Origin of the sequence: Mesorhizobium sp. LNJC405B00, from assembly GCF_000502615.1 — a bacterium.
Classification (GTDB): domain Bacteria; phylum Pseudomonadota; class Alphaproteobacteria; order Rhizobiales; family Rhizobiaceae; genus Mesorhizobium.
On the sequence record NZ_AYWC01000043.1, the window covers coordinates 1 to 26,550 of the forward strand.

At 59.8% G+C, this 26,550-nt stretch carries 22 protein-coding genes and 11 pseudogenes; 14 read left to right on the forward strand and 19 right to left on the reverse strand.

Annotated elements, in window-relative coordinates:
* The 7 genes and pseudogenes from X756_RS0136015 to X756_RS136700 form a co-directional block, all read right to left on the reverse strand.
* Window positions 1-473: pseudogene (locus X756_RS0136015) on the reverse strand (4Fe-4S binding protein); the annotation flags it as partial.
* A gap of 3 nt (window positions 474-476) precedes the next feature.
* A pseudogene (locus X756_RS136710) lies at window positions 477-1,219 on the reverse strand (4Fe-4S binding protein); the annotation flags it as partial.
* 128 nt (window positions 1,220-1,347) lie between these two features.
* A pseudogene (ccoP, locus tag X756_RS01000000166340) lies at window positions 1,348-2,197 on the reverse strand (cytochrome-c oxidase, cbb3-type subunit III).
* A gap of 2 nt (window positions 2,198-2,199) precedes the next feature.
* Window positions 2,200-2,349: a CcoQ/FixQ family Cbb3-type cytochrome c oxidase assembly chaperone gene (locus tag X756_RS136705; protein WP_023690689.1), complete on the reverse strand. Its 150-nt coding sequence runs from the start codon at window positions 2,347-2,349 to the stop codon at window positions 2,200-2,202.
* A gap of 11 nt (window positions 2,350-2,360) precedes the next feature.
* Window positions 2,361-3,168, reverse strand: a pseudogene (gene ccoO / locus X756_RS01000000166345) (cytochrome-c oxidase, cbb3-type subunit II).
* Between the two features lie 11 nt (window positions 3,169-3,179).
* Window positions 3,180-4,583, reverse strand: a pseudogene (locus tag X756_RS01000000166350) (cbb3-type cytochrome c oxidase subunit I).
* Between the two features lie 554 nt (window positions 4,584-5,137).
* Window positions 5,138-5,884: a Crp/Fnr family transcriptional regulator gene (locus X756_RS136700; protein ID WP_031239742.1), complete on the reverse strand. Its 747-nt coding sequence runs from the start codon at window positions 5,882-5,884 to the stop codon at window positions 5,138-5,140.
* A 152-nt stretch (window positions 5,885-6,036) separates the two neighbouring features.
* Here X756_RS136700 and X756_RS1000000170245 point away from each other — a divergent pair, with 152 nt between their 5' ends.
* Together X756_RS1000000170245 and X756_RS1000000170250 are read left to right on the forward strand one after the other, a co-directional pair.
* Window positions 6,037-6,978, forward strand: coding sequence for a radical SAM protein (locus X756_RS1000000170245; protein ID WP_245264602.1), 942 nt, complete (start codon window positions 6,037-6,039; stop codon window positions 6,976-6,978).
* A gap of 155 nt (window positions 6,979-7,133) precedes the next feature.
* The gene (locus X756_RS1000000170250; protein ID WP_245264603.1) at window positions 7,134-7,538 is read left to right on the forward strand and encodes a hypothetical protein; all 405 of its coding nucleotides are present in this window, start codon (window positions 7,134-7,136) and stop codon (window positions 7,536-7,538) included.
* Between the two features lie 236 nt (window positions 7,539-7,774).
* Here X756_RS1000000170250 and queE read toward each other — a convergent pair whose 3' ends face one another.
* The 3 genes from queE to queC are packed head-to-tail and all read right to left on the reverse strand — an operon-like array spanning window position 7,775 to window position 9,560.
* On the reverse strand, window positions 7,775-8,509 hold the full coding sequence (gene queE, locus X756_RS136695) for a 7-carboxy-7-deazaguanine synthase QueE (protein ID WP_023707020.1): 735 nt from the start codon (window positions 8,507-8,509) through the stop codon (window positions 7,775-7,777).
* Window positions 8,506-8,862 carry a 6-carboxytetrahydropterin synthase QueD gene (gene queD / locus X756_RS136690; protein WP_023673552.1) on the reverse strand — a complete coding sequence of 119 codons (357 nt, stop codon included), beginning with the start codon at window positions 8,860-8,862 and terminating at the stop codon, window positions 8,506-8,508. Before queD ends, queE begins: the two co-directional genes overlap by 4 nt.
* A complete protein-coding gene (gene queC / locus X756_RS136685; RefSeq protein ID WP_023697800.1) occupies window positions 8,862-9,560 on the reverse strand; it encodes a 7-cyano-7-deazaguanine synthase QueC in 699 nt (232 codons plus the stop codon). The genes queD and queC overlap by 1 nt, the downstream gene beginning before the upstream one ends.
* A gap of 563 nt (window positions 9,561-10,123) precedes the next feature.
* On the opposite strand from queC, the gene X756_RS136680 reads away from it, so the two are divergent.
* On the forward strand, window positions 10,124-10,513 hold the full coding sequence (locus X756_RS136680; protein WP_023673549.1) for a hypothetical protein: 390 nt from the start codon (window positions 10,124-10,126) through the stop codon (window positions 10,511-10,513).
* A gap of 56 nt (window positions 10,514-10,569) precedes the next feature.
* Window positions 10,570-10,734 (forward strand): hypothetical protein, encoded by a 165-nt coding sequence (locus tag X756_RS1000000169180; protein WP_023685557.1) that lies wholly within the window; start codon window positions 10,570-10,572, stop codon window positions 10,732-10,734.
* A 260-nt stretch (window positions 10,735-10,994) separates the two neighbouring features.
* Here X756_RS1000000169180 and X756_RS1000000170255 read toward each other — a convergent pair.
* From X756_RS1000000170255 to X756_RS01000000166370, 6 genes and pseudogenes are all read right to left on the reverse strand, one after another.
* A pseudogene (locus X756_RS1000000170255) lies at window positions 10,995-11,835 on the reverse strand (transposase); the annotation flags it as partial.
* Window positions 11,836-12,280: 445 nt separating this feature from the next.
* On the reverse strand, window positions 12,281-12,604 hold the full coding sequence (locus X756_RS136675) for an exopolysaccharide production repressor protein (RefSeq protein ID WP_023731883.1): 324 nt from the start codon (window positions 12,602-12,604) through the stop codon (window positions 12,281-12,283).
* A gap of 29 nt (window positions 12,605-12,633) precedes the next feature.
* Window positions 12,634-12,948, reverse strand: a complete 315-nt coding sequence (gene fdxB / locus X756_RS136670) for a ferredoxin III, nif-specific (RefSeq protein WP_023731884.1) — start codon at window positions 12,946-12,948, stop codon at window positions 12,634-12,636.
* The gene (locus X756_RS136665; RefSeq protein WP_023731885.1) at window positions 12,945-13,148 is read right to left on the reverse strand and encodes a CCE_0567 family metalloprotein; all 204 of its coding nucleotides are present in this window, start codon (window positions 13,146-13,148) and stop codon (window positions 12,945-12,947) included. The genes fdxB and X756_RS136665 overlap by 4 nt, the downstream gene beginning before the upstream one ends.
* Before the next feature lie 25 nt (window positions 13,149-13,173).
* Window positions 13,174-13,533, reverse strand: coding sequence for a DUF269 domain-containing protein (locus tag X756_RS01000000166365; protein ID WP_023731886.1), 360 nt, complete (start codon window positions 13,531-13,533; stop codon window positions 13,174-13,176).
* 438 nt (window positions 13,534-13,971) lie between these two features.
* Window positions 13,972-15,141, reverse strand: a pseudogene (locus X756_RS01000000166370) (TlpA disulfide reductase family protein).
* Window positions 15,142-16,360: 1,219 nt separating this feature from the next.
* Between X756_RS01000000166370 and X756_RS136660 the strand changes: the two are divergent.
* Genes X756_RS136660 through tnpB form a run of 3 tightly spaced genes read left to right on the forward strand, consistent with a single transcriptional unit; the run spans window position 16,361 to window position 17,799 of the window.
* Window positions 16,361-17,068, forward strand: a complete 708-nt coding sequence (locus X756_RS136660; protein WP_023731888.1) for a class I SAM-dependent methyltransferase — start codon at window positions 16,361-16,363, stop codon at window positions 17,066-17,068.
* Between the two features lie 33 nt (window positions 17,069-17,101).
* On the forward strand, window positions 17,102-17,455 hold the full coding sequence (locus X756_RS0136060; RefSeq protein WP_031239744.1) for a transposase: 354 nt from the start codon (window positions 17,102-17,104) through the stop codon (window positions 17,453-17,455).
* Window positions 17,452-17,799 (forward strand): IS66 family insertion sequence element accessory protein TnpB, encoded by a 348-nt coding sequence (gene tnpB, locus X756_RS136655; RefSeq protein ID WP_023680052.1) that lies wholly within the window; start codon window positions 17,452-17,454, stop codon window positions 17,797-17,799. Before X756_RS0136060 ends, tnpB begins: the two co-directional genes overlap by 4 nt.
* A gap of 54 nt (window positions 17,800-17,853) precedes the next feature.
* Here the strand turns inward: tnpB and X756_RS1000000170260 are convergent, their stop codons facing one another.
* Complete coding sequence (locus tag X756_RS1000000170260) at window positions 17,854-18,075, reverse strand: hypothetical protein (RefSeq protein WP_245264604.1); 222 nt, start codon at window positions 18,073-18,075, stop codon at window positions 17,854-17,856.
* Between X756_RS1000000170260 and X756_RS0136065 the strand changes: the two are divergent.
* Window positions 17,986-19,200, forward strand: a pseudogene (locus tag X756_RS0136065) (IS66 family transposase); the annotation flags it as partial. The gene X756_RS1000000170260 and the pseudogene X756_RS0136065 overlap by 90 nt on opposite strands.
* Window positions 19,201-19,224: 24 nt before the next feature.
* On the opposite strand, the pseudogene X756_RS1000000168430 reads toward X756_RS0136065, so the two are convergent.
* Window positions 19,225-21,367, reverse strand: a pseudogene (locus X756_RS1000000168430) (recombinase family protein).
* Window positions 21,354-21,539, reverse strand: a complete 186-nt coding sequence (locus X756_RS1000000169190; RefSeq protein WP_023731891.1) for a hypothetical protein — start codon at window positions 21,537-21,539, stop codon at window positions 21,354-21,356. Before X756_RS1000000169190 ends, X756_RS1000000168430 begins: the two are co-directional and overlap by 14 nt.
* Window positions 21,540-21,928: 389 nt before the next feature.
* On the opposite strand from X756_RS1000000169190, the pseudogene X756_RS136645 reads away from it, so the two are divergent.
* The 6 genes and pseudogenes from X756_RS136645 to X756_RS1000000170265 form a co-directional block, all read left to right on the forward strand.
* Window positions 21,929-22,159 (forward strand): annotated as a pseudogene (locus X756_RS136645) (IS66 family transposase); the annotation flags it as partial.
* A 2-nt stretch (window positions 22,160-22,161) separates the two neighbouring features.
* Window positions 22,162-22,395, forward strand: a complete 234-nt coding sequence (locus X756_RS136640) for a hypothetical protein (RefSeq protein WP_023731894.1) — start codon at window positions 22,162-22,164, stop codon at window positions 22,393-22,395.
* Window positions 22,396-22,715: 320 nt separating this feature from the next.
* Window positions 22,716-23,648, forward strand: coding sequence for a 2-oxoglutarate and iron-dependent oxygenase domain-containing protein (locus tag X756_RS00385; protein WP_023731895.1), 933 nt, complete (start codon window positions 22,716-22,718; stop codon window positions 23,646-23,648).
* 407 nt (window positions 23,649-24,055) lie between these two features.
* The gene (locus tag X756_RS1000000168435) at window positions 24,056-24,553 is read left to right on the forward strand and encodes a hypothetical protein (protein ID WP_245264605.1); all 498 of its coding nucleotides are present in this window, start codon (window positions 24,056-24,058) and stop codon (window positions 24,551-24,553) included.
* 827 nt (window positions 24,554-25,380) lie between these two features.
* Complete coding sequence (locus X756_RS136635) at window positions 25,381-26,241, forward strand: site-specific integrase (RefSeq protein WP_023731897.1); 861 nt, start codon at window positions 25,381-25,383, stop codon at window positions 26,239-26,241.
* 10 nt (window positions 26,242-26,251) lie between these two features.
* A pseudogene (locus tag X756_RS1000000170265) lies at window positions 26,252-26,395 on the forward strand (IS91 family transposase); the annotation flags it as partial.
* Window positions 26,396-26,550: the final 155 nt, after the last annotated feature.

Consider the following 26,550-nt stretch of genomic DNA (forward strand, 5'->3'; position numbering starts at 1 on the left):
GTGAGCGAGCTCTCGTCGAGCATGGCTGCCTGGATGCGCGGCCATGGGCACATATAGGTGCAGACCTGTTCGCGCATCAGCCCGCCAAACGTGTAGGTCGTCGCCGTCAGGACCGCGACGGTGATGTAGGCGACAGGCGCTGCCGTGCCGGTGAAGAGTTCGCCGACCAGCGTCGGCGCATCGGCGAAATAGAAGATCCATGCGCCACCAGTCGCTGCGGCTACGACCAGCCAGATGACGTGTTTCGATGCCCGCAGCACGAGCTTGCGGGTGGTCCATGGACCGGCATCGAGCCGCATGCGCGCGTTGCGGTCGCCCTCGATCGCGCGCTCGACGACCAGGAACAGATCGACCCATACGGTCTGTGGGCATGTGTAGCCACACCATGCACGGCCGACGGTTGACGTGATCAGGAAAAGACCGACGCCGGCCATGACCAGAAGGCCGGCGACATAGTAGAATTCCTGGGGCCATANGTGAGCGAGCTCTCGTCGAGCATGGCTGCCTGGATGCGCGGCCATGGGCACATATAGGTGCAGACCTGTTCGCGCATCAGCCCGCCAAACGTGTAGGTCGTCGCCGTCAGAACCGCGACGGTGATGTAGGCGACAGGCGCTGCCGTGCCGGTGAAGAGTTCGCCGAGCAGCGTCGGCGCATCGGCGAAATAGAAGATCCATGCGCCACCAGTCGCTGCGGCTATGACCAGCCAGATGACGTGTTTCGATGCCCGCAGCACAAGCTTACGAGTGGTCCAAGGACCGGTATCGAGCTTGATGCGTGCGTTGCGGTCGCCCTCGATCGCGCGCTCGACGACCAGGAACAGATCGACCCATACGGTCTGTGGACATGTGTAGCCACACCAGGCACGGCCAACAGTCGACGTGATCAGGAAAAGACCGACGCCGGCCATGACCAGAAGGCCGGCGACATAGTAGAATTCCTGGGGCCATATCTCGATGAAGAAGAAATAGAAGCGCCGGTTGGCGACATCAAGCAGCACCGCCTGGTCGGGGGCAAACGGACCCCGATCCCAGCGCAGCCACGGTGTCAGATAGTAGATGCCCAGCGTGATCGCCATCACCAGCCATTTGAACTGGCGAAAGCTGCCCGAGGCCCGCTTCGGGAAGATCTTCTTGCGCGCGGCGTACATTGGCTGACGCACCTTGGCGGAGTTGAACGTCGTGGGTTCGATCCGTTCTATTTGCGTGTTATCGAGCACGAGAAGCTCCAGTCACCAGCGACGATTTCGCCGGAAGCCGACTCATCGGTTCTGGATGATGCCGAGGCCCGGCTTGCGCCGGGCCTCGTCGCTTGGCGGGAGGGGGAGGACGAGAATAGGCTGCTTTGCTATTCTCCGCCGCCAAGCGAATGGATGTAGACCGCCAGTTCCTTGACCTTGGTCTCGCCGAGGCGCGCGCCCCAGGCCGGCATCACGCCCTGTTTCGGCGCGGTGACCTGGGCGGCGATGGCCGCTTCGCCTGACCCGTAGAGCCAGATGGCGTCGGTCAGATCTGGAGCGCCGAGTTCCTTGTTGCCTTTTGCATTGTCGCCATGACAGGCCACGCAGTTTTCGGCAAAGACCTTTGCGCCCGGCGCGACCAATGCTTGATTGACGACGGCCCCCGACAGACTGGCGACGTAGGCGCTGACCTGTTTGATCTGGTCGGCGGTGATGATGTCGGCAAAGGCGGGCATTTCCGACAGGCGCGTATCCGGATCGGAGGCGAAGCGAATGCCATGGGTGATCGTCTGCTGAATCTGGTCCGCCTTGCCGCCCCACAGCCAGTCGTCGTCGTTAAGGTTGGGGAAGCCCTTGGAGCCCTGGGCGCCGGAACCATGGCACTGCACGCAATTGAGCTTGAACGCGGCACCGCCGGCGGNGCAGCGTGTCGTCCGCCGCGATCTCCGAAACACTTTTCGCTTCTATCGCGGCGACATATTTGCCCTTGGCCGCTTCAGCCGCGGACAACTCGTTCCCGACATCGTTGCGGCTGGAGTAGCCGAGCACCCCCTTGGTTGCCGTGTGCAGCAGAGGCCATGCCGGATAGGCGATCGTGTACCCCATCGCCCAGACTATGGTGATGTAGAACGTCCAGACCCACCAGCGCGGAAGCGGGTTGTTGAGCTCCCGAATGCCGTCCCACTCATGACCGGTGGTTGAGATGCCGGAAACCTCGTCGATGTGATCGCTGCTCATGATCAGTCCTCCTTCAGAGGAATTTGAGCTGCTTCGCCGGCTTGCCTGCGGCTTCCGGGACGAACTGCAAAGGCAACAGATCCGATGAAGAAAAGAGCCATGGCAAGTAGGCCCCAGCTGTCGGCAAACTCCCGCATGAAATTGTACGTCATGGCCATTGTCCTCAGCGGTAGCCGGCGGTCTCACCGTAGTTCTTGAAATCGACCAGCGTGCCCAGCATCTGGAGATAAGAAACCAGCGCGTCCATTTCGGTGACTTGCTGCGGGTTGCCGTCGAAGTCGCCGATCTTGGCCTTGGGGTAGCGGGCCTCGAGGCCGGATGTGTCGGCGTTGGGATCAGCCTGCGCCATCAAATCGGCATTGGCGTTGGCGATCATGTCGTCGGAGTANGCCGGATGTGTCGGCGTTGGGATCAGCCTGCGCCATCAAATCGGCATTGGCGTTGGCGATCATGTCGTCGGAGTAAGGGACGCCGACGCGCCTGTTGGCGACCAGATGCGTCGAGAAGTCCTTCACCGCGATCGGCTTGTCCTTAAGGAAGGCATAGCTCGGCATGATCGATTCCGGTACCACGGACCGTGGATCTGTCAGGTGATCCACGTGCCACAGGTTGGAATACCGGTCGCCAACGCGGGCGAGATCCGGTCCGGTGCGCTTCGATCCCCACTGGAAGGGGTGGTCGTATATCGATTCGGCCGCCAGGCTGTAGTGGCCGTAGCGCTCGACCTCGTCACGGAACGGCCTGATCATCTGGCTGTGGCAGAGGTAGCAGCCCTCGCGGACATAGATGTTTCGCCCGGCAAGTTCGAGCGGCGAGTAAGGCCGCATGCCTTCCACCTTCTCGATCGTATTATCGAGATAGAAGAGCGGCGCGATCTCGACGATGCCGCCGATTGTCACGACCAGCAGCGACCCGAGGAGGAGAAGTGTAGCGTTCTTCTCGATGACCGCGTGTCTGTTCATCAACCTCATTTTCTGTCTCATCATCGCGCAAGCTGGAGGGCGGGGGTGGAGCGCGGCATCGGATCCTGCTCGCGCCGGTAGCCGAGGATGGTCATGGCGATGTTCCAGGCCATGATCAGGGTGCCGGAGAGGTACATGGCCCCACCGATGGCGCGCATGATGTAATAAGGGTGCATAGCGGCCACGGTTTCGGCGAAGGAGTAGACCAGGAAGCCCTGCTCGTCGTATTCGCGCCACATCAGGCCCTGCATGATGCCGGACACCCACATGACAGCGGCGTAGACGACGATGCCGAGCGTCGCCAGCCAGAAATGCCAGGTGACGAGCCTGAGCGAATAGAGGCGTTCACGGTTCCAGAGTNGATGATGGGATCGGTGCGCAGCTTGTCCCAGGCGCCCGACAGCGTCATCAGGCCGTTGATCATGCCGCCCCATGACGGCATCCACAGCATGATCGAGAACACCATGCCGAGCGTCTGCGCCCAGTCGGGCAAGGCCGTGTAGTGCAGGTGATGGGGCCCAGCCCAGATGTAGAGAAAGATGATTGCCCAGAAATGGACGATCGACAGACGGTAGGAATAGACCGGCCGGTTGGCCTGCTTGGGCACGAAATAGTACATCATGCCGAGGAAGCCGGCGGTTAGGAAGAAACCGACGGCGTTGTGGCCGTACCACCATTGCGTCAGGGCGTCCTGGACTCCGGAAAATGCAGAATAGCTCTTGGAGCCGAGAAAGGAGGCCGGCATCGACAGGTTGTTGATCACATGCAGCATCGCGATGGTCACGATGAAGGAAAGGTAGAACCAGTTGGCGACGTAGATGTGCGGTTCCTTGCGCTTCAGGATGGTGCCCAGAAACAGGATCAGGTAGGCGACCCAGACGATGGTCAGCCAGATGTCGACATACCATTCGGGTTCCGCATATTCGCNCGGTCGCGGCCATGACGATGAAGAGCTGGTAGCCCCAGAACACGAACCAGGCGAGATCGCCACCGAACAGCCGGGCGCGGCATGTGCGTTGGACGACATAGAGAGACGTGCAAAGCAACGCGTTGCCGCCGAAGGCGAAGACGACGCCCGAGGTGTGCAGAGGCCGCAAGCGGCCGAAGTTGAACCAGGGCTGGATGTTGAGATCGGGATAGGCAAGCTGCAGCGCGATGACCACCCCGACCACCATGCCAACCACACCCCAGAACATGGTGGCGATGGCGCCGTAGCGGATTGGCCCGTCCATGTAAGCGGACGGGTCGATCGGAGCGGCAGGCTTGAACTCAGTGTTGCGCAGTAGGATCGCAGTGAAGCCAGCCAAGGCGAAGAACAAGACCCACATATGCTGGCGAAAGGGTTCATCCACCCCAGCGCCAGCCGCCACCAAAGCCGCGAATGCGAACAGGCTTAGAAGCACGATTTCTTTGCCGAATTTCATCGCAAGCCCCGATTTCCAATTCCGGCGGATGCCAAACCGCGGTGTCTTATTGCGCAGCCGTCGCCTGCTCGCCCTGATCCATGTCAGAGCCGCACCATTTTGCTCGAGCAGCATCGAGTTCGGTGCGATCAGACTGCGACAATCGAATGTGGAAGCGCACCACCGGCCGCTGGTTTATGGATGGGACCTGGCGTCCCCGGTCGGGCCCCGGGTGCGGAGGCGACCGCGGGCGTGTGGGGGAGCGCACCTTCTGCGACGCTGGAAAGCAGGTCGACGCCTTACCGAACCCCGCGTTCAATGCCTTGGAACAGCCAGCGCCAGCGTTACGCTGCCGTCGTGACATTCGTGGCTTGGGGAGACGGCGATTTTCCCCTGCGGATGAGGCGTATTGACTTCGGCCAAGTGTGGATGCTTCGCCGACGAGCCGAAAGGCAACTGGCGCATACGATCGGATGGAGAACGGGCTGTCGCTACGCGACTTCTTCTGAGCCCAACGCGAGCATGCCCTGCCCCGGATGAAGTAAGTGACGGGGGCCATGCAGCTTCTGCGTCATTCAAACGGCTGTAGCGCCTCGGCCGCCGCAGCGCCGTTCCAGCCGGCTCATGCTGTCCACGGTGACGCGGCGGTTGTTCTCGATCCGAATCACGCCGTCCATTCTCAGGCTGGTCAGCTGACGGCTCACGGTCTCGTTTGTGATTCCAAGGAAATCAGAAATGTCGGCACGCGTCATCGGCAGCTCGAAGCACGTCGAGCTAGCCGTCGGGTCAACATTGGAGTCGATGTTCCGGGCAATCATGAGGAGAAAGCTCGCCACCTTCTCTGGTGCGGTCTTGCGCCCCAGAGTCACCATCCATTCGCGTGCCTCGTCAAGTTCGTTCAGCGCCTGCTTGAGCAGGCGATGCACAAATTCGGGTGACTGCTTCATCATCCGTTCGATGGCCGCTCTGGGAAACGAGCATAGCGAGACAGCTGTTGCCGCTTCCGCATTGATCGCACTTTTCATCTTGAAGGGCCGACCCAGAAAATCCGGGGCGAACTGCAGGCCGACAATCTGTTGGCGTCCATCTGACAGGCTCTTCGTGAGCTTCACCACGCCTGAAAGCACGTTCGAATAACAGTCGACCGTCTCGGCGTCGCCGATCAGTTCGACCCCCGGCTCGATATTGTGCCGCGACGACGTCTTGGCGAGCTGAGCCAAATGGTCTGGCTCTAGCGCGCCACAGACACCGCGGCGCCGTGCCTCGCAAGACAGGCAAAGAACGGGAATGCCGGAACTGTGAATATCCTGCCGTAATGTCATTCGATCGCTCTACCGGTCGGTGCGGGCAGGATAGCATCCACGGTAGAAAAATCCTTGCGGCAGTTTGTCCGTGCTGAAGGTTGATCGAAATCAGGGCTTAGGCTCATCCAAGCATCCACAGTTCGGGCGACGCAAACACGGTGGACCACGACATGCGACAAAAGCTAGTTGCCAGATTTGGCGAGAACGTCCCGCGATACACGAGCTACCCGACCGCGCCGCATTTCAATGCAAGCGTTGACGCTACCGTTTGTCGTGGCTGGCTACAGGGGCTCGACGAGGGCGACGAAATCTCGCTCTATCTGCACATCCCATACTGCGACAAGCTTTGCTGGTTCTGTGCCTGCCATACCAAGCAGACACGCCATTACGAACCGGTGACCACATATCTGCGCTCACTGCATGCCGAGATCGCCACCGTCGCCAGTCTTGTTGGAGGCAAAGGTCGTGTGCGTGCCGTCCATTTCGGCGGTGGTTCGCCGACGATGCTCAAGCCCGAAGATATGGTGGCGCTGGGAACCGNCCTGCGCAACAGCTTCGGCTTTCTTCCCGGCGCCACGATCAGCGTTGAAATCGAACCCAACGATATGGACGATGCCCGCCTCGATGCGCTTGCCGAAATCGGCATGACCCGTGCGAGCCTCGGCGTCCAGGATTTCGATCCGAAGGTGCAAAAGGCGATCAACCGCGAGCAGAGCTTCCTGCAGACCAAGACGGTCGTCGACGGCGTTCGTTCGCGCGGCGTCGAATCCGTCAATCTGGACCTGCTCTACGGTCTGCCGCACCAGACCAGGGAAAGCGTCGCTTCTACGGTCACGCAGGCACTGACCCTGGAACCGGATCGGATCGCACTGTTTGGCTACGCGCATGTACCGTGGTGCAAGAAACATCAGACGATGATCGACGAGGCCTGGTTGCCGGGTCCCGCGGAGCGCTTTGCCCAGTCGCAGCTGGCAGCGCGGGCGATCGTGGACCAGGGATACGAAGCAATTGGGCTCGACCATTTCGCCAAGTCTAACNTCGCAGCTGGCAGCGCGGGCGATCGTGGACCAGGGATACGAAGCAATTGGGCTCGACCATTTCGCCAAGTCTAACGATGCGTTGGCGGTAGCGGCCCGAACCGGCACTCTGCACCGGAACTTTCAGGGCTATACCGAGGATCGCTGCGAGACATTGATCGGCCTCGGCCCGTCATCCATNCACTCTGCACCGGAACTTTCAGGGCTATACCGAGGATCGCTGCGAGACATTGATCGGCCTCGGCCCGTCATCCATTAGCCAGTTTCGGCAAGGCTATGCGCAGAACATGCCTTCAACCAGCGAATATAGACGCATGGTTGATGACGGCGGGCTGGCCGCTGTTCGGGGTATCGCACTTTCCAACGACGACCGCGTTCGCGGCTGGATCATCGAACGTTTGATGTGCGACTTCGCCTTCTCGGCCATCGATCTGGTGGAACGCTTCGGCGAGGCCGGCCAGAGGCTCCTCCTTCAGTCAAGTTCCATGGCCCTCCACGATCCGGTTCGATTGCTTGAACTTGATGGCGACAGATTCGTTGTGCCGGCTGAAAGTCGCCCTTTCGTCCGAAGCATCGCGGCCAGGTTCGACAAATATTTCGAAGCTGGAACGGCCAGGCACTCGGCGGCAGTCTGAGCACTCAGAGGAACGGTCATGCCTCTCAGTCGATCATGGACCGCGGTACGTTTGTTGATCGGCGACCGTCTATCGAGACAAGATTCTGAGCGGACCAGACGCGTCTTGGCGCAGCGACGATATCGTCCGCTCGAGCCCTGCCTGTCGGATCATGGTTGTCGGCGACAGCTCCCTTCGACCTGAACCACCCGTTCACCCGAATTCTGCCGGCGCAGTTCCAGTGGAAAGGGCCTGGGCTAGACGGCTCTCTTGTTACCCCAGAGCACAACGTGCAGCTGCGGCAGCACGCGGGCCTCGAACCATCTGTCGCGGGTCACGCTGTCAACCAGCCACTCCATGCGCTTCAATATTCCGTCAAGGTCGACAGGCGCGTCATCATTTGTGGGGTGTGGCGGCGTGTGATTGCCGGGCTGCAGATAGATCGGAAGTTGCGGAAATTGCGCAGCGGCGTCTTTCGCGTAGGTGTAGTCCCTTTCGTCGAAAACAATGAGCTTGAGCACGACTTGGGGCTTGCCTTGTGCCGCCTGGAGGCACGCCTCGACAGCGGCCCAATCTGTCGTCATTCGGCTTGACGGCGGCTTTGGGCTGAGGATCAGCACGTCAAGCTGCGCAAACCAGTCCCTGGCAAGCGACCCTTGGGTTTCCAGCGCAAAACGGTAACCGTCACCATGGCCCCGGTCGATGAGCGCGCCGAGCGGCTGGATGGCCGGATTGCCGCCTGATAGCGACACCATAAGCGGGCGGCCACCGGAAAGGGCAAGCACATTTTTCCACACCGCCCCAACGGACATCATCTCCCATTCATGGCGGAATTGATTGTCCACAGCATGGAGGCTGTCGCACCAGGAACAGCGATAGTCACACCCGCCGGTTCTGACGAAGATCGTCGGCAAACCTATGAGCACGCCCTCGCCCTGGATCGTCGGCCCGAAAATCTCGCTAACGCGGATTGCGGGATGAGTATTCGTCATGGCCGGTATTCCGCCCAGGTTTTCGGCGTTTCGCTCACCCGCACGGCCGCGGTTTCGCTCAGGCGTGCCTTGCACCAGTCGTAGAAATGTCTGGCCAGATATTCCGCCGTGACTTGCTCGTGTCCCAGCACGTCGTTGAGATGCCGGTGGTCGAAGCTCTCGTCGATGTAGCGTTTGAATGGCGCCAAGTCGTGGTAGTCGCGCACGAAGCCGTGATCGTCCAGTCCATCCGCTGAAAGCTCCACTTCGACGATGTAGTTATGTCCGTGCAGGCGCGCGCATTGGTGATCGGGTGGCAATGAGGTGAGCTGATGCGAGGCTGAGAAGTGGAATTCCTTGGTGATGCGGAACATTACGCGGTGGTCCTTCGCAGCGCTCCGAGCCAGAAGTCGGAGTCCTCATACTCGGTTGGGTCCGGGTGCCCAGCGATGTGAAACGCCTCACGCCGCTCGACGCAGGTCCCGCACCTCCCGCAATGACGCTCGGCGCCCTTGTAACAGGACCAGGTCTGCGCAAACGGCGTGCCGTATGTGGCTCCATCCGTAACAATGTCCGCCTTCGTCAGGTTCACATAGGGTGCATAAAGGCGAATCTGCGCGTAGCCGTCGAGCGCGTGGTCCTGCATCATCTGGAAAGCGTCGATGAAGGCCGGACGGCAATCGGGATAGACAACGTGATCCCCACCATGCACGGCCGTCGCCACTGCGTCAGCGTCTTGCGCTGCGGCGAGGCCGAAGGCAATGGCCAACATGATGGCGTTCCGGTTGGGCACCACCGTTATCTTCATCGTGTCTTCGGCATAGTGCCCGTCGGGCACGTCCACATTGTCGGTCAGCGCGGAGCCGGAAAGGTCGCCGCCGATCTCGTGGATATCGATGATTCGCTGCGGGACACTCAGGCGCTCCGCGCAAAGGGTGGCGAAGCCCAATTCCTTCCTATGCCGTTGGCCGTAATCGAACGATAGCAGGCCGGTCAGCTGGTGCTCCGCTGCCACCTTGTGGGCAAGAGTAACGGAATCCAATCCGCCGGAGCAGACGACGAGAGTCTTCATCGTTGGGTCGTCCTTGTTTTAACCGGGTAGGCTGCGACCGGAGATTTCTCTGCGCTCCAGTACTTCAGGAAAACCATTTTGTGAAGTGAACGGAGACCAATTCGTGCGCTTGCGTGCGATGCGCAAAAAGCCTTCGCGGTGAGCTGCAAGGACACGGACTGGCGAGACGTCACCCTTCAGCGGAATGCTCAAAGTCGAACGCTTCTCGGGGACAAAGTTCTCGACGAGCAGAGCCTGTCGGTCCCGAGCGCCGAGCGACGCCATTGCAACGGTTTCGGAGTACAAAGCCGAGATGGGCTTGCCGCAAACAGCTCACTTACCAGGGATGTTCAGCGATGCCGAAATCCAGATATCGGGGTGGATTATGAGATCAATTGTCGCGACAGCTTTGGCTGGCCTGCTCCTCGCGCTTCGTAGATGCAGCGCATTCCACGTCAGGATCATTTTGATGAGCACGCCCTTAAGGGATAACCGGCGAACCCTGAATAACCGTCGTGAGCCGACATCTGTGAACAAGCGGTGTGGTCGATTGCAATCACCCATGTCTTGCGCACAGGTACCTTATGGCAGTGGATGAACTGAACTTGATGGTTTTACAGATGGCAGTCGAAAGCGTCCGCTCGCTCTCGTTGAGCTTCGCTGAAAAAGCCGCCGAAATAGCCACCAGGAGCCGCGGCAGCCTGCTTTTCAACGTGCGGATCGACGGTGACGCGCAGGTCCAGCGGGTCGCAGCCATCCGATACCACGGCGGCCAATTCGGCGTGCTGGCGTTAGACGGACACGGCCTAGTTACCCACTATTGCATCGTTAACGGTATGTTCTCACATTACATTGCGGCCTTGGAGAGCTGGCACAGGATGCCCCTGTCGATGCAGGCCAAGATGGATGCCAACGGCAATGCCCGTCTCTTCGTAGCGGCGTTGCGGGATGCCGGACATATGCTGGGCACCTAGCATTTGGGCAGAGTGCATCTCTGAATTTGCAAGTGCATCACTGCGATGGCGCCGGCATGATCGTCATGCTCGAAAAGGGCTGCGGCGGCCGCGGCAAAGCGGTCGCCGCGATGATGGTGTCAACGGCGTTGCATCGATGCGAGCGTTTAGAACAGAGGTCTCCTCCTGGCATCGAGCGCATGCAAGGAGCTACGCAAGCGCAAATGTATCAAGTATTTTGAAGGGACGACCCCTCATGCATACTTAGCTGCGATGCTCGGGCGGCATAAGCCTCGTTGCCATCTAGCCGCCTTGATGCACGGCGATAAGCTTTTGACGGCCTGAAGCGACGCTGTGGTCGCCGTTGCGGTGCTTTTCCACGCGCCTCNATGCACGGCGATAAGCTTTTGACGGCCTGAAGCGACGCTGTGGTCGCCGTTGCGGTGCTTTTCCACGCGCCTCGTCAGGCGCCGGGATTGCTCCGGCGTGATGGCAGGCGGGGGACGAAGCGGATATCGCCACCGTGGGCGCCGACCTCGACCCGCGCGATGATGCGCTCGACGCGGCTCCAACTAGCGGCTCCGTCAACGAACTTCTTGAACCTGCGGACCTTGCCTCTCTTGGCCGACGCTTCGAAGCGTGCTGTCGTGCTGGCCTCCAGATCCGCCACATGCTTGCGCAGGGTCGTGGTGGGCGCGAGGCCAAAGATGAAGTCGACGTCGTTGGCGCGGCACCAGTCGATGNGCTGGCCTCCAGATCCGCGACATGCTTGCGCAGGGTCGTGGTGGGCGCGAGGCCAAAGATGAAGTCGACGTCGTTGGCGCGGCACCAGTCGATGACCTGCGGGCTGCAATAATGGCTATCGCCGCGGAGCAGGATTCGAATGTTCGGCCAGTTGATCCGGATCGCCCGCACCAGACGGCGCAGGTGGGGGCGGATCTCAGCCCCACTCGGCCGCTTGGCCGGTCGCAGGATCNTAGGTTCTCCAGCCGGCACAGCGTCGATTGCGACGCCAGATCCCGACCCGACGGCAGCGCATCCTGGGCCATCTTGAAGACCGGATCGCAGCGCAGCCGGTTGGCGTCGTTGCCGTCCTCGTAGCCGGCGGCGATCATCTTCATGCGAAAGCCGATCATGTCCGCCAGGCTGTGGACGACCTAGTCCGGGCAGCGCGGATCGTCGATGCAACGCGCCAGACGCTCGGCCACCCGCAACCGCTTTTCCACCTCGGCCAAAGCCAGAACGCCGCTGTTGGACGACAGCATGCCACCGTCGAAACGGGCGACGACGGACTTGCCGCCGACTGATGACAAACCGCTCAGCGGCAGCGTAAGATCGTTCATGGTGGGTGTGGTCTCCGGGAAATGGTTCGGATCGGCTTAAGCAACCAAATCCTACGTCATTTCAATGGCTTGCGCCACATCCACCAACCCCCATGAATTTTTCAGGCTAGCATTTTCTCTCCGGCAACACGTGATGGAGCTGAATTAACCATGCACGAGTCATTCTAGAGGCGTCTTTGATTTGACGTCGTCTGCGTTATCGGACGCCGAAGAGTCCCATTACTATTTCCAGCGCCTCGTTCGTCATTGAGAGTTGCAACCGCACGCCACTGCGAGAGGCTACCAATGCGTATGGCATTCAAGACTGCATCTCCTGGATTAACCAGAATGACCGGATTGCGGTCACCATGGACTTCTCAAGCACAGTATTCCTTCTAATATCTGCTCAATGTTGATGGTTGGTCCAAAGTGGCGCTATCTTGAGCACTGACCTTGTCATGGGGCCTCAAGGCAGCAGCAGCGATATGGCCAGCATTTGATCGCGCTGGAGCAAATCTGCGGATTCATTCATCACCTCATCAAGGTCTGGCGGCTCGGATCCAACTTCCTTGCAACTGCTGAAATGCTCAGCCCTTTGGCCGGCTCGGCTATCGCAGCCAGACCGCCAGATCAGAAAGAGCACGCTAGCGAAATAGGCCAACTGAAGGAGCAACGAACAAGCCAGCGTCATGACGACTACTGTGCGGATGGAATGAGAAGCGAAGTAGACAATCAGAGCGTTGCTGCAGAGGACCAGCCCCAGGACGCGACAAAAGATTTTTAAGGGCAACGCCGTTCTCCTGGTTTTGGCTCCTCAGATCATGCTGCGACCTGGTCGGCCGCAACATGGGTCTGGCAGTTCTTCGGGCAGACGCGCCCGCAGGCTCCGCAGCCAATGCAGCGGCCGGCATGGTCGACGACCATGATCATGCGATTGAGCTCGCCGTCGAAATCGTCATCCTCGTCGCAGGCGCCGAGGATTTCACCCGTGTCATCGACGCCGTAAAGATGCATGACCTCGCGCGAGCAGACTTTGAAACAGCGGCCGCAGCCGATGCAGGTCGTGCCGTCTATAGCGGTGAGATATTCCGGCATCCATCCGGAGCCGTCGCGGGTGGTGAATGTGCTCCTCATCGTAACTTCTTCATTGCAGCGAGCTCTCTCTTGGCACCATCCAACTCGGCAAAAACGGCCGACGTTTCCTCGGCAACGTCCTCTATCTCCGTCCATTTTCCCGGGAGATCCTCTGCAAGGTCGCGCAATTTCATCTTGGCAACTGCCGCGCGCAGCTGAAGCTTTCGGACTTTCTTCCCCATCTCATCTAGCTTTGACATAGATCCTTCCTCGAAATCGGTTTCTTCATGCCCGTGCCACGTCGGGATAGGCTTCGATGGCTGCAGTCGCATCGTCGACCAGTTTCGTACCGCCCTCCGCGAGCTTCCTGAACGTCGCGAAGCCGAACCGGTGGATATCTCGACAGAACGACCAACCGCCCGGCCGTGAACACCAGGCGTCCGAAGCCCCCATGGGTTTCATCTTTGTCATTGGCGATGTCATCAGGCCGGAGCGCTCCTCGATCGCGAGCCCAACGGCGGTGTAGAACATGTCGAGCCTCCACAGCACGTCCGGCTCGGGATCGCCGATGACAGGCATCGCACGGCGCTGTTTCTTGGTGACGATGAAGTTGGCCAGCAGTTCGGCGTCCGATTGCCGTCCCACGAGCCGTAGGAGTCTTGAGCACGGATCAGCCGCGCGAGGCATCTGACGAACGGTGTGGCAAGCGCCTCGTCCTCGTTGACGGCAGGGCTGATTGCGGTGTCAGACATTTCGCCTTCTCCTCATTCAGTCCTCTTCCTCGAAGCACCATGTCTGTTTTCTGGAGCCTGCTGCGGGCACCCTTGCGCAGCCGACGCCCGGCTCGGGGCGGCCCATTCCACGCAATTGATGTCCTCGTGGCCGACCTTGAACACCTCCTCGACTGCGAGATCTTCCACGCGAACTCGCGTCGAACATCACTTCCGCCGCAATGCGGCCACAGGTCATGAAGATTCGAGCCTCGATCCTGCTGCAAACAATCGACCAAGCGCTGCATGGACCCTCCTTGCTGCGGCCACGCCAGGGAAATGGACGAATTGGCCAGTAAGCCATTTCGACCAATTACCCTTTTTTATCTTTCCTCCTCGGCCGACCGCGCTTTGGCACCTTCGGGAAATTGTTTTGCGCAGCCGCAAAGAGAGCACCGCAACAAGCCTTGGCACCCCCTGTACTTGGCGAGAGCCTGCAGCAAATCCGGCAGATGCTGCTCTTTCGATTCGGCCGGGAGAGGCTCCGGACCGTCCAGCGACGTCAGTGCCAGTTCGACCAACTCGATCGCGCGATCATTGTTGCCGTTCTCGTGATAGTATCGGGCGACCGCGGGATAGGACCGGAACTTAGGGCTGTCCCCTTGCGGGGGATTCAGCGCGAGGATGTGTTCGGACAGCTCCTTGCCCATCGCGAAGCGCTCAGCAGGGGGAAGGCGCGAATGGTCATTGGCTGGATGGAAAAGTTGGTCTAGCGCCGAAACCATCCAGTCCTCGGAGTTTTTGTCGATCGCGTCGCGAACCAATTGGCGCATCACGGGCAAGCCGGTCCACATGTCTTGAATTTTGTGAAGCAACAGATGCGCATGAGCCAGGCGGAAATTGATGTCGTCCGGCATCAAAGCGATGCCCTCTTCGATCGTCCAGAGCGCCGTCTTCCAATCTTCTAACTTCACCGCCGCCCAGAATCTGTCATCGATCGGCTTCTTCAACGCTTGTTCGCGCGCCATGGGTTCGCTTTTGGCGATCCGCTCGGTATCGGCGGCTTTCGCTTTGTCGCTGGTGCGCCAGCTGCCGTTGAGCACTTCCGGCAAAATTTCATCGAGTTGGCTTGGATGACCGATAAAGGCGATCTGGCCGTCTCGGTCGACCACGAACGAGGTCGGAAGCCCGGCGGAAAAGCTGGGTTTCATCCAAAGCTTGTTCATTTCGCCTGTGTAGTCGAAAGCGATCCGATAGTTCAGATTCGAGCACTTTTCGGTCAGCCACGCGTCCAACTTGGTTCGGGCCTCGATGGCCGTTGGAGCGTCTTCATCAGCCGCGACTCCGACGACCTCAAGTCCGCCGTCCTTGTATTTTTCCTGGAGCCGCATCAGATCGAGCATCTCCGTCGCACATGGTTCGCACCAAGTTGCCCAAAATTCGACGATATAGACTTTGTCGGGCTGGAAGTTCGTGAGGGCTCGCCACGCAGCCAGGTGTCCACTTTGATCGAAGGAGCCGGTGACTTCATCTGCAATACCATACTGCTCTCCAAAGCTGTTGCCACAGCTTGCGCGACTTTATGCGCGAGCTTGTTTCCCGCTTAGAGAACGGCACAAGGGTTTCAAGGAAAGGAGAGCAGCTCTCGTCTCGCGCATCTGCATGCAGTCAGCCTTCACTTAAGTGTTGCCCATCACAATCAGCAAAGGTCAATTAGCAAAGGCCGTGCCAGCGCGCTCGGTGCGCAGCAAGCGCATGATTTCCCGTTCAAAAGCCTCCAAATGCCAAGATGACCGGTTGTATTGAAGCCGACATGTTTTCTGCCGCTGTCCGGTTTTGGACACGCATCACTCGCTTCGCCCCGCCAGAAAAGCGTGGCCACGAACGACTGAACAGGCATTCGGGCTGAGGGACGAGCAGATGGACATCATGACGGCGTTGGCTGCCGCCAGGCTCGTCGTCATCGTCCGCTCACGCAACAAAGTCTAGCTTGAGCTTCTTGCCGTTCCGGTCCGGAGGCGGCAGCGATCGCGCCATTTGCGATGGCAAGGGGCCGCTCCATCCGAGCGCGGCCTGTGCCCCACTCGCCCGCCTTGCGATTGAATTCCTGGGCTGACGACACGGGAGTTCTTCATGACGAAGCCGGTGCAGCTGTAGCTCGCCAATACAGCCATCGTCAGATCGAGGATGATGTCGTGGCGAAAAACCCCAGGCCGAGTGCCGGCATGCGCCGGCCGGTGAACTCTCCGGGATTCCTGCTTTGTGCCGATATTTTCTGTGTTCCCTGTGCTCAGGCGCTACAGCGACCGCCTGGTGCGAATTCGAGCGTTGTCGGAATTTGACCAGTCCCAAAGACCGCTCGGTCGCCACGCGGGTCGGGCCCGGACCGACTGAACCGCTGAAGATGCGGCCGCCAGACGGTGACAACGTGATTGATACCGATCGATTCCTGCGAACCCGGCAAGAGCCCGACCGTCCCGACTCGAAATTGAGGGGCGTCGGCCTCGGCACGGTCATCGCGTTGTTCAGCTCCCGGCAGTCAGGAGAGATCATGATACCGCCCGTACGATGCCGCTACGGATCGGAACTCGGCCTGCCGTGCTGAACGATTCTCTTTGACCTGACGCCGACCTGCCAGCCGTAAAGTTTTTTTCACGACTCTTTGGTCAATTGGCACGAGGTTTGATGCCCTCATCTGGCAGTTAGCAGCAGTGTAGGAGGGGCCGCTGCTCATCACGACCTCCTAAAACGCAGGAGCTGCCATGAACACCCTTGATCAGCAGACGGCACTGGAGCAAGCCGCACGCAAGCACACCAAGGATTCCCACGCCCTCGGCGGCGACGCCGGTCGCCTAGACCACTTCTACCGCGGATGGGCCAGTTCCTACGATTTGGGTCTGGCCGATGGGTACTGCGGGCCGATGATCGCGGCCGAAATGGCGGCCGCCGTGCAGACGGCCTATTTGGCCAGGCATCGAACTGCCATGGCAATCCTGGATGCTGGCTGGGGAACAGGCCCCGTCGGCGTGGAGCTGGAAAGCCTCCGGTTCCGGTTAATCGACGGGTTCGATCTCTCCGAGGAGATGGCCAAAAAGGCACAGCAAACCCGAGCCTACCGCAATGTTCGAGGCGATGTCGACCTTATTGGGCTACCCTCCGATTACTTCAGAGCAAGCTATGATCTGACCTTCACGCTCGGACATGTCGGACCAGATGGGCTGCGCGAACTGGCTCGCGTCACACGGTCGAACGGGTTCGTAATCGCAAGCGACCGCAAGAGCTATGCGGAGGCCACATCCTTTGAAGACCACGTGCGGCTTCTGCAGGATGAGGGCGTCCTTATACCGGCACAGTATCTAAGGAACGGCGGATACGCCGCTGACGAGGACGCGCACTGTTGGGTTCTCGGATACCCTCCGGCGAAGGCCGCCTTGCGAGAGGACGGCACGGTAGCGAGGCTGCGCTCTTAAGGTCGCCCTTACGAGCGAAGTTAGCAGCACAGCATGAGCCATGTGACGTTATTGACCGGGCCTGAGCGTCGTCGTCGTTGGCGTGAAGAGGATCAGTGCCGGATACTGGCCGCGGCATTCGCGCCCGGGGCCACAGTGGCGGCGGTAGCGCGTCAGTACGATGTCGCGACCAGCCTGATCTATAAGTGGCGCCGCACGGTGAGAGCCCGCGAGACGGGCTTTGCCGAAGTTGTCGTGGCTCCCGATGAGCCTGTCGCCGTTTCGCGGCCGGCGGCATCCCCAGCGGTGATCGAGCTGGAGGTCGCCGGCAAGGTGCGGCTGCGGATTCCGCTGACCACGCCGCCAACACTGGCGGCAGCGATGGTGAAGGCGCTGGGCGTTTCATGATCCCGGTTCCGAGCCAGGTGCGGATCTGGTTGGCGGTCGGCCGGACCGATATGCGTCGCGGGATGCAAGGCCTCGCTCTGCAGGTTCAGGAGACGCTGGGCCGGGACCCGCATGCCGGCGATATTTATGTCTTCCGCGGCCGCAGCGGCAATCTGATCAAGATTATCTGGCATGATGGGCTCGGCATGTCGCTGTATGCAAAACGGCTCGAGAAGGGCCGGTTTCTATGGCCGTCGCCGGCGGACGGCACGGTTTCCATATCACCGGCGCAGCTCGCCTACATGCTCGACGGGATCGATTGGCGCAACCCGCTTCACACGTTCCGCCCGCAGCGCGCGGGCTGAGTTTTTCTTTGAGTTTGCGCCATTTTCCGCGAGTCAGCGGACGCGTTTTATGATTCACTCCAGGGCATGGTTGCCACCGCCCAGGATGCTGTTCCGGACGATATTGGCGCGCTGAGAGCCGCGCTGACCGCGGCGCTGGCCAGAGCCGAAGACGAGGCCGCGCGCGCTGCGCTGGTCGAGGCCGAACTGGCGGTCGCCAGGGCCAAGGCATCGGATGATGCGGCGCTGATCGCGCATCAGCATCTGACGATCCGGAAGCTGCAGCGGGCGCTGCATGGTCAGAGTTCTGAACGCTCAGCCCGCCTGCACGACCAGATGGAACTCACCTTCGAGGAACTCGAGAGCACCGCGACGGAAGACGAGATCGCCGCCGAACAGGCCGCGGCCCGGACCACCGAGGTGGCGCCTTACATGCGCAAGCGACCGGCGCGCCAGCCATTTCCCGAGCATCTGCCGCGCGAACGCGTGGTCGAGCCGGCGCCGGCCGCTTGCCATTGCTGCGGCGGTCATCGGCTGCGCAAGCTGGGTGAGGATATCACCGAGACGCTGGAGGTGGTGCCGCGGCAATGGAAGGTGATCCAGCACGTGCGGGAGAAGTTCACCTGCCGCGACTGCGAGACGATCAGCCAGGCTCCGGCGCCCTTCCACGCCACCCCGCGCGGCTGGGCCGGTCCCGGCCTGCTGGCGATGATCCTATTCGAGAAGTTCGGCCAGCATCAGCCGCTTAACCGCCAGGCCGAACGCTATGCCCGCGAAGGCGTGCCGCTCAGCCTGTCGACGCTCGCCGACCAGGTCGGCGCCGGCGCCGCGGCGCTGATGCCGCTGTTGAAGCAGCTCGAAGCCCATGTACTGGCCGCTTCGCGTCTGCACGGCGACGACACGACGGTGCCGGTCCTGGCCAAGGGCAAGACCGATACCGGCCGATTATGGACCTATGTGCGCGATGACCGACCGTTCGGCGGCGCCGATCCGCCGGCGGCAGTGTTCTACTATTCCCGCGATCGCCGAGGCGAACATCCCGCGACGCATCTCGCCGGCTGGAGCGGCATTCTGCAGGCCGATGCCTTTGGTGGTTATGGCGATCTCTATGCGACGGGTCGTCAGCCGGCGCCTGTTCTGGAGGCCAGCTGCTGGGCCCACAGCCGGCGCAAAGTATTTGAGCTGGCCGATGTCGAAGCGGCGGCGCGCAAGAAGGCGCACGGCGAGAAGCCCAACCTCGTCTATCCGCTGGCGGTCGAAGCCGTGAAGCGCATCGATGCCCTGTTCGATATCGAGCGCGCGATCAACGGCCTGTCGCCGGCCCAACGCCACGCCGTGCGCCAAGAGCGGAGCGCGCTCGACGATGGGCGGATTTGCCTATCCAACAATGCAGCCGAGCGAGCCCTGCGCGGCATCGCAATGACCGATTCATACTGCACCTCCTCTTCAAATGTCCGGAAACAGGGACTTTTGGTTTTCCATTTTGATGCGACACGGGCCTCTGTGACGCGGAAACTGGGTCACTTGATCCTTTTCCAGGTCCGCAGCTCGTATTTGGTGCGGTGCATCGAGTACCACCTGCTCGGTAGGGAGCACGCCCTCCTTGATCAATCGACGGACCCGATGGGCAGTAACCCCAAGCTTTTTGGCGGCTTCGGTCAATGTGAGCCACTCGCCATTCTTTTCGGCGGATCGGTAGCCGTGGATTTTATGGACCGTGCGCAGTGCCCCGACACGGCGCCCAGTCCAGGTTTTGCCTTGCCCGGTCTGCATTCCCATCCGGTTGAGAGTGGCGGCAATGTCTGTGTCGGACCACCGGGTCGCCATAGACCGCATGACGGCAAGGGCGGCCTCCGGAGTACTCTGGCCATGTTCGCCAGCTTTGGGTTTGCGAATGCGCAGCTGGGAGTGCTGGCCGCCTTTCCAGTGGATCGTCAAAATGACGTCACGCTGCTCTTCATCGATGTCAGCAATGATATCAGTCACGAGAGCACGAAGGAGTTGCTGACGACATCGCATATCGACGTTAGGTGCGCGCCAGGCGGCCTCCAGATCGGTGGCAATGCCAGCAAATTCGGGAACTGGGGTGACAAGATCGATTTGTCGCGCTTGGGCCAAACCAGCTTCACAGGCTTCCACGCGCCTGAGCGCTGCCTCCCAGCTCTTCTCCAGTTGGGCAGCGATCAGCCGGTTGTCAGGGTCGCAAGCAGCATAGCGACGTTCAGCGAGAGAGGCCTCGTATCGGGCTTGCTGCAAGTCCAACTCCACCATGCGGTGTCGTTCTTCCAGATTATCCCGATGCGCGCGATCAGCTTCCATTGCGGCCTCGATCGCCATCGGCGTCACGGCCCTCAATATCTCTTTGCCGATAGCAGGGTCGATGCGAGATGCGCCAAAAGTCATGCATCGTGGCTTGGCCAGCATCTGATTGATACGTTCGCAGCGGTAATAGGATGCCCGGGAGGCCGCCCCGAGTAGACAACGCCCAACCGCCTTCCGCATCGGCCGCAGGTGAGCAAGCCCGCGAGCAACGCGCGGCCGCCACGACCAGACTTGATGCCGCCTTTCTGGCCGAAGGCATTGACAGCGATGTGGCTCTGGTTCCTCTCAAACTCACTCCAATCGATATAGCCTTCGTGATGATCCTGGAGCAGCACGTCCCACGTTCCAAAGGGTTTGCCGTGGCCGTAGCTTTTACGCGCCCTGCCATCGACAATCTCGGTTCGCTTCTCGCTTTTACCATAGACATAGACCCCAGCGTAGAAGGGGTTCTTCAGGATCGAAATAACGCTTCGATAGCGAACCGGCACCCAGTCGAAGGACACCGTTTTGCGCCCGTCAGAAGGGCGAGGAAAATGGAAATTATCAGCCGTCAGCGAAATCAGCACCTGGCGGGCGCTGCCAAGCTCGCGGAAGCGCGAAAAGATGAGGCGGATCGCCTCTTGTACCCGCAAATCGGGATCAAGCCCCAGCCCATAGTCGCGGTGCCAGATATAACCGATCGGGACACTGAGACGCAGCTCCCCCCGCCGCGCTTTGGCGCGAGCCGCGTCAAGCATGCGCGTTCGCAAAATGCCGAGCTCAAACTCGCTGATACTGCCCTTCATGCCCAACAACAATCGATCGTTAGGCCGACAAGGATCGTACACTCCGTCGAGATCTATGACNTACTGCCCTTCATGCCCAACAACAATCGATCGTTAGGCCGACAAGGATCGTACACTCCGTCGAGATCTATGACGCGCGCTTCAACCAGGCCGCACAGTTCCAGGAGATGGTGCCAATCCCGGCCATTGCGAGAAAGACGCGATGCGTCGAGGCAGAGCACTGCGCCAATCTTGCCCGTGCACAGGCCGCTCACCAGTCGTTCGAAACCAGGGCGGTCTACAGCACCGCTGGCGGTACGACCAAGGTCATCGTCGATCACATCGACATCACGGAAACCCCAGCGTCGCGCGACATCGACAAGTTCATATTGTCGCCGCTGGCTCTCCAGGTTGTTCTGGACCTGACCCGAGGTCGACTGTCGAACGTAGACCACAGCTTTGCGCTTCAGCACCGTGGCTGGAAGGAGATTATTGCCCGTCATCGCTCGTCTCCTTCGTCGCGACGCCGGCCGCGGCCATCAGGAGGGTCGCCAGCCTGGCGACAACGACGCTTCGTTCCCCGTCGCTCAGGCCTCGCATCTGCGGCGTATCGAACGGCATGCTCAGCTGCTGGGTCAGCACTGGTAATGTCGGCGGTAGTGGTAAAGCCTTCATGGCGCGCCTCCTGGATGGCCGTGAGTCCACCCCTCGAAGTCTGCCTGAAACCGCGCTCGGTAAGCAGTCTATGAAGCTCTACAAGCCCAATCACCGCAACACGCGGTTCGCCCATCTCCATGTCGGCGCAAAACGCCCGATCCAGCATCCACTCCGCCACCTGGATGATCTCACCCGGCCTGATCTCTACCCGGATGATCGCGCCATTGGCCCGGTCCTCGCGACCTTCATGCTGAAAACGACCGCCGTAATATGGATGCCAGCGATAATGAAACTCCACCATCTGCCCGACATGGGCAGAATGACACTGCGATGGCTTNCGCCGTAATATGGATGCCAGCGATAATGAAACTCCACCATCTGCCCGACATGGGCAGAATGACACTGCGATGGCTCTCGGCAGAAAGTCTTGGCTGTTCTGCGGTTCCGATCGCGGCGGACAGCGCGCTGCCGTTCTCTACAGCCTGATCGTCAGCGCCAAGATGAGCGATGTCGACCCGCAGGCCTGGCTCGCCGACGTCCTCGCCCGACTGCCCGCCTATCCGGCCCATCGGATCGATGATTTGCTGCCGTGGAATTGGAGATCCGCAAAATTGCGGACCCAACCAGCGGCGGCCTGATCATGCAGCGCAATAAGGTGCATCACGTCTACACCGTCGATCGTGTCGCCAGGGACCTCGGCGTCAGCGAAGCGCTCATCCAGGACCTGACCCTCGGTCTCGAGCCCGAGGACGGCGTCATCTGGGTCTACGGCGCCAACGATGACGACGGGATCTTGGCCTTCACCGATGAAGGCATCGAGGAGGTCAAACTCCTCCTCGAAGAATATCATCGCGTCTCCCCAAAGAAAGCTTGACCCCAGCACTCCGGTGCTCAGGTTCTCCTGGCTGCCGGATGCGCACGTCTGCGGTCTTCACCGGATGCGTACGGTTCTCGCAGATGCCCAAAAAGATCAGAGCAACAAAAGAACGGGGTGTGATCAGGCTACCTCCTATCGGTGACGAAACTGGCAACCATTGCAACGCGACACGAAGACGAGAGCGCCTCCGGATAAGACGGGTTCCTCGACCTATCCAGGACCGCGTCACGTCTCCCGACGCTTTTCGCGTTTCGACGCTCCACGAACCACATCGCCGAAGCGATGCTCCGACTCCCCATTGTTAAACAGGTGTACTTATGTCCAAGGATTTCTTAGTCAGACTAGACGACACGTTGCAAGCAAAACGCGAAAGCTTTGATAAAATACCATTGGTTGATATAGGCCCGCTCCTCGACGGTACGAACAAAAAAGCGGTGGCTAGTGAAATACGATGGGCACTGTCCAACGCCGGTTTCATGTATGTAAAGAATCACGGTATTCCGCAGGATTTGATAGATTCGGTTTTCCATGTCAGCCGGGAGTTCTTTGATTTGCCATTATCGCAGAAGACCTTACTGCACATTAAAAATTCCGATTTGGCTTTTCGCGGATACACTGAGCCGTTTGGAGAGAACACCGATCCTGGAAAGACGAAAGACCTTAAGGAGTGCTTTGACTTCGGACCTGAAGGTTCGGTGTTCGAAGGTCCGTTTTTCGGTCCTAACCAGTGGCCCTCAAATTGGCCCGAGTTTCGGGAACTGACATACGGATACCATCAAAGGATGGTGGACCTCGCGAAAAAACTTTTGCAGGGAATTGCGCTCAGCCTGGACCTGTCGGAAAGCTATTTCGAGAATTTCATGCGGAACCCGATCAGCGTTCAGCGCCTGCTCCACTACCCGCCGCAGAGCGGCCATGTTAGCGAGGACATGATCGGAATTGGCGCCCACACAGACTACGGCAATTTGACCATCCTGGCACAGGATGACGTGGGCGGTCTTCAGGTCCTGAACCGAGATGGCGATTGGGTACAGGGCACACCGATCCACGGTACTTTCATAATCAACATCGGGGACCTGATTCAGCGGCTCACCAACGATGTCTACCTGGCCAACATGCATCGCGTGGTGAATAGCTCAGGGCGCGAGCGATACTCAGTCCCCTTCTTTATCGACCCTGATTTCGATGCGATCATAGAGCCGTTAAAGTCATGTGTCAGGACAGCAACCCACAGCGCTACCAGCCGGTAACTTGCGGCGAATACATACTCCGACGTTTCGCAGCAAGTACGCTCACTTGGCCAAAGCGTGAGCAAGGCCGCAGGCACCTACCTGCGTATCACATGGCAGCGAACGCGATGGAGGTGGAAAGCTTTGCGAATGACATCGGACTGCCGGCAGTCGTCAAGGGCAGCGGAAGCACCGGGGCCGGATTTGGCAAGTATATCCAAACATACAGCCAGTCTGTTGAGCGTAAATCACATGGCGCGTTCTTCGCCGCGGATACTAGTCGAAGAATTAACACAAGATGATCCACACTATAGCATTAACACTATGGGAAATGAGGTAATTGGAATTGCCGCCATTTACTTCTGCCGACCACTGGATCCGCATCTGTCGCGAGTGCATATATCCAGCTATGCTGACTGAAGACGAGCATGATAGTATTGCCTTTTGCTGAATTGTTTGGCGGCACCGGCCTTGGCTGGGGGCCGACGAACATTGAACTCCGGTTGACGAAGCGTGGTCCGGTTGTGATTGGAGTCAGCCCGCATCTTCCAGCTTCGCCTGCTCCTGAATTGGTTCAGCTGGTTTACGGCGTGGATCTCGTGACCGAGCACATCAAACTTGTGACTGGTGCCCAAAGGAGTTTGCGCAGAAGCCCCACGAACACCGCGGCCGCACGGTTCCTGGTTCCTGATCTCGATGGCACCCTCGATTGGATCGATGGCGACAGTCGGGCGGCTGCTGTCTCAGGCATCGCCGAGGTCGAGTTGTATATCGAACCCAAGACGCGAGTCCCAGGAAAGGCGGCATCGAGAATGCATCGGACATGTCATCGCCGTTTCATCCAATCATGCTCAGACCCAGACGACACTTCAGAGTGCCGCCGATTTAATCCATTGGTCGATCACACCACATTCGGATCTTGGTGAATAGGAGCACCCTGCGCTCTTCCTAGTGCCTTGGCTCCGGACTTATGGATACCATTGCGCCGCGCTGGCACCCAGCCCCCCAGCTAAAGGCGTCAGGATGTTGTGTTCGTCAACTTGTTCAAAACGGACGGCAGTGAAGCTTGGTCATGCGGCGCAGCGCATACGGAGCTTCTTTGGTGGCGCCGATCGTCGCGTCGCCGTCAGCGAGATGCTTTCCAATGGATTCCGTATCCTAATCCGGCGCAGCCGCCCGCCTCGACCATGATGCGCCGACCTTCGCCGCGCCCAGCGAGAGCGCGGTCTTAAATACGGCGACAGCATTTTCGGTGAGCCTGATCATAGGACGACATCCGCTGATGCGTTCGGAAAGTCTCCGCATCGAACGTGCCAGAAAGGAAATTATATTAAAGCAATGGATTAGCATATTTGTGTTCCTGTCGGGTATCCGACATTGAGGGGAAACCTTGCGCCGGCGGGCGATTTGCACCTCGTTGTCCTTTGCCGGCAGGCTAATAGAGCAGCTCCGCACCGGAAATTTCTCCTAGGAGGGCCAGGAACCCAATGGTTTTACGTACTGCGGCGCGGATAGCGGCTCTTGCCATCTCCTCGCGGCGGGGATTTCGATGAGCTGATCTGCGTTCAAACACTCTGAACTCTTCATCTAGAGCATAATCTGACCTGATGGAATCGCGAGGGATTCCCATCGGGGAGAATATCTGATTGAACTAAACCGCTGCCGCGGTAGCTGATGCGCGGGTCTGGCCTGAGGAGGCCCCCGTCTGAGAAGATTTGGTGTTGAGCCAACCTTCCAGACAGGAGAACCCCAGATGGCCCAGATAAGCCCTCTGCGTCAGCGGATGATTGAAGATCTGACGATCCGCAATTTGTCACCGGAGACCCAGCGATCCTACGTGCATCACGTGGCGAAGTTCAGTCGATTTTTTGGACGATCACCCGATCAACTGGGATATGAAGAAGTGCGCGCCTATCAGGCCCACTTGGTGGGCCGAAGGGTCTCGTGGGGCGCGTTGAACCAGACCGTTTGCGCCTTGCGTTTCTTCTACGGCGTGACGCTTGGTCGATCTGATCTGCCTGAGCGGATCGCTTACGCCAGGACGCCGCGCAAGTTACCGATCGTGCTGAGCGCCGATGAGGTGGTCGGCTTTCTGCAGGCCGTGAAGGGGACGAGGAACCGGGTCGCTCTGATGACCACCTATGCGGTGGGCTTACGCGCCGCGGAGGCGGCGCGTCTGCAGGTGACGGACATCGATAGCAGCCGGATGATCATTCGCATCGAGCAGGGCAAGGGCGGCAAGGACCGCTATGTGATGCTGTCGCCGCAGCTGCTGGAGATTTTGCGCGTCTATTGGCGGTTGACCAAGCCGGGGCGATGGCTATTTCCTCGGCGCGATGGCCGCGGCCCGATCCACCCACAGACCTTAGGGATCGCCTGTCGAGCAGCCTGCGAGTTCCTGGGCGTTGAGAAGCGGGTGACGGTGCACACCCTTCGCCACAGCTTCGCCACCCACCTTTTGGAAGCCGGCACGGACATAAGGATCATTCAGGTGCTGCTGGGCCATCGCAGCCTGGCGACGACGACACTATACGCCCAGGTCTCAACGGCTGTGATCGGCCGGACTGCCAGTCCTTTTGACCAACTCCGCATGGAGATCACGGCGCCCGGCTGAGCCGCGCGCCATGCGCCCGGATCTGGAAGTGGCGGATGTATTCCACCGTCACGGGGCTGATTATCGCCGCGACCATGCCGGCCATCTCGGGCGTGTCGAGCGCCGGGTTATGGCCGCGGTGGAGGCGTGCCGGACCGCGGCCCTGGGCGGTCACGCCGAACACTGCGCCGACTGCGGTCTCGTGCGGCAAGCCTATAACTCCTGCCTTATGGGCAAATCCAGTAATGGGGAGTTGGGGTGCCGGCAACGGCATTTTTCGGTGAATTGTTGCGCTTTTTGTCTCCATAACCGCGCGGTCCTGCGCCTCCA

Coding starts and splice junctions, on each gene's coding strand:
- X756_RS136705 (WP_023690689.1), bottom strand. CDS start 2,349: ATGACGTACAATTTCATGCGGGAGTTTGCCGACAGCTGGGGCCTACTT.
- X756_RS136700 (WP_031239742.1), bottom strand. CDS start 5,884: ATGACATTACGGCAGGATATTCACAGTTCCGGCATTCCCGTTCTTTGC.
- queE (WP_023707020.1), bottom strand. CDS start 8,509: ATGACGAATACTCATCCCGCAATCCGCGTTAGCGAGATTTTCGGGCCG.
- queD (WP_023673552.1), bottom strand. CDS start 8,862: ATGTTCCGCATCACCAAGGAATTCCACTTCTCAGCCTCGCATCAGCTC.
- queC (WP_023697800.1), bottom strand. CDS start 9,560: ATGAAGACTCTCGTCGTCTGCTCCGGCGGATTGGATTCCGTTACTCTT.
- X756_RS136680 (WP_023673549.1), top strand. CDS start 10,124: ATGGCAGTGGATGAACTGAACTTGATGGTTTTACAGATGGCAGTCGAA.
- X756_RS1000000169180 (WP_023685557.1), top strand. CDS start 10,570: ATGATCGTCATGCTCGAAAAGGGCTGCGGCGGCCGCGGCAAAGCGGTC.
- fdxB (WP_023731884.1), bottom strand. CDS start 12,948: ATGAGGAGCACATTCACCACCCGCGACGGCTCCGGATGGATGCCGGAA.
- X756_RS136665 (WP_023731885.1), bottom strand. CDS start 13,148: ATGTCAAAGCTAGATGAGATGGGGAAGAAAGTCCGAAAGCTTCAGCTG.
- X756_RS136660 (WP_023731888.1), top strand. CDS start 16,361: ATGAACACCCTTGATCAGCAGACGGCACTGGAGCAAGCCGCACGCAAG.
- X756_RS0136060 (WP_031239744.1), top strand. CDS start 17,102: ATGAGCCATGTGACGTTATTGACCGGGCCTGAGCGTCGTCGTCGTTGG.
- tnpB (WP_023680052.1), top strand. CDS start 17,452: ATGATCCCGGTTCCGAGCCAGGTGCGGATCTGGTTGGCGGTCGGCCGG.
- X756_RS1000000170260 (WP_245264604.1), bottom strand. CDS start 18,075: ATGCAGCGCCCGCTGCAGCTTCCGGATCGTCAGATGCTGATGCGCGAT.
- X756_RS1000000169190 (WP_023731891.1), bottom strand. CDS start 21,539: ATGAAGGCTTTACCACTACCGCCGACATTACCAGTGCTGACCCAGCAG.
- X756_RS136640 (WP_023731894.1), top strand. CDS start 22,162: ATGCAGCGCAATAAGGTGCATCACGTCTACACCGTCGATCGTGTCGCC.
- X756_RS00385 (WP_023731895.1), top strand. CDS start 22,716: ATGTCCAAGGATTTCTTAGTCAGACTAGACGACACGTTGCAAGCAAAA.
- X756_RS1000000168435 (WP_245264605.1), top strand. CDS start 24,056: ATGATAGTATTGCCTTTTGCTGAATTGTTTGGCGGCACCGGCCTTGGC.
- X756_RS136635 (WP_023731897.1), top strand. CDS start 25,381: ATGGCCCAGATAAGCCCTCTGCGTCAGCGGATGATTGAAGATCTGACG.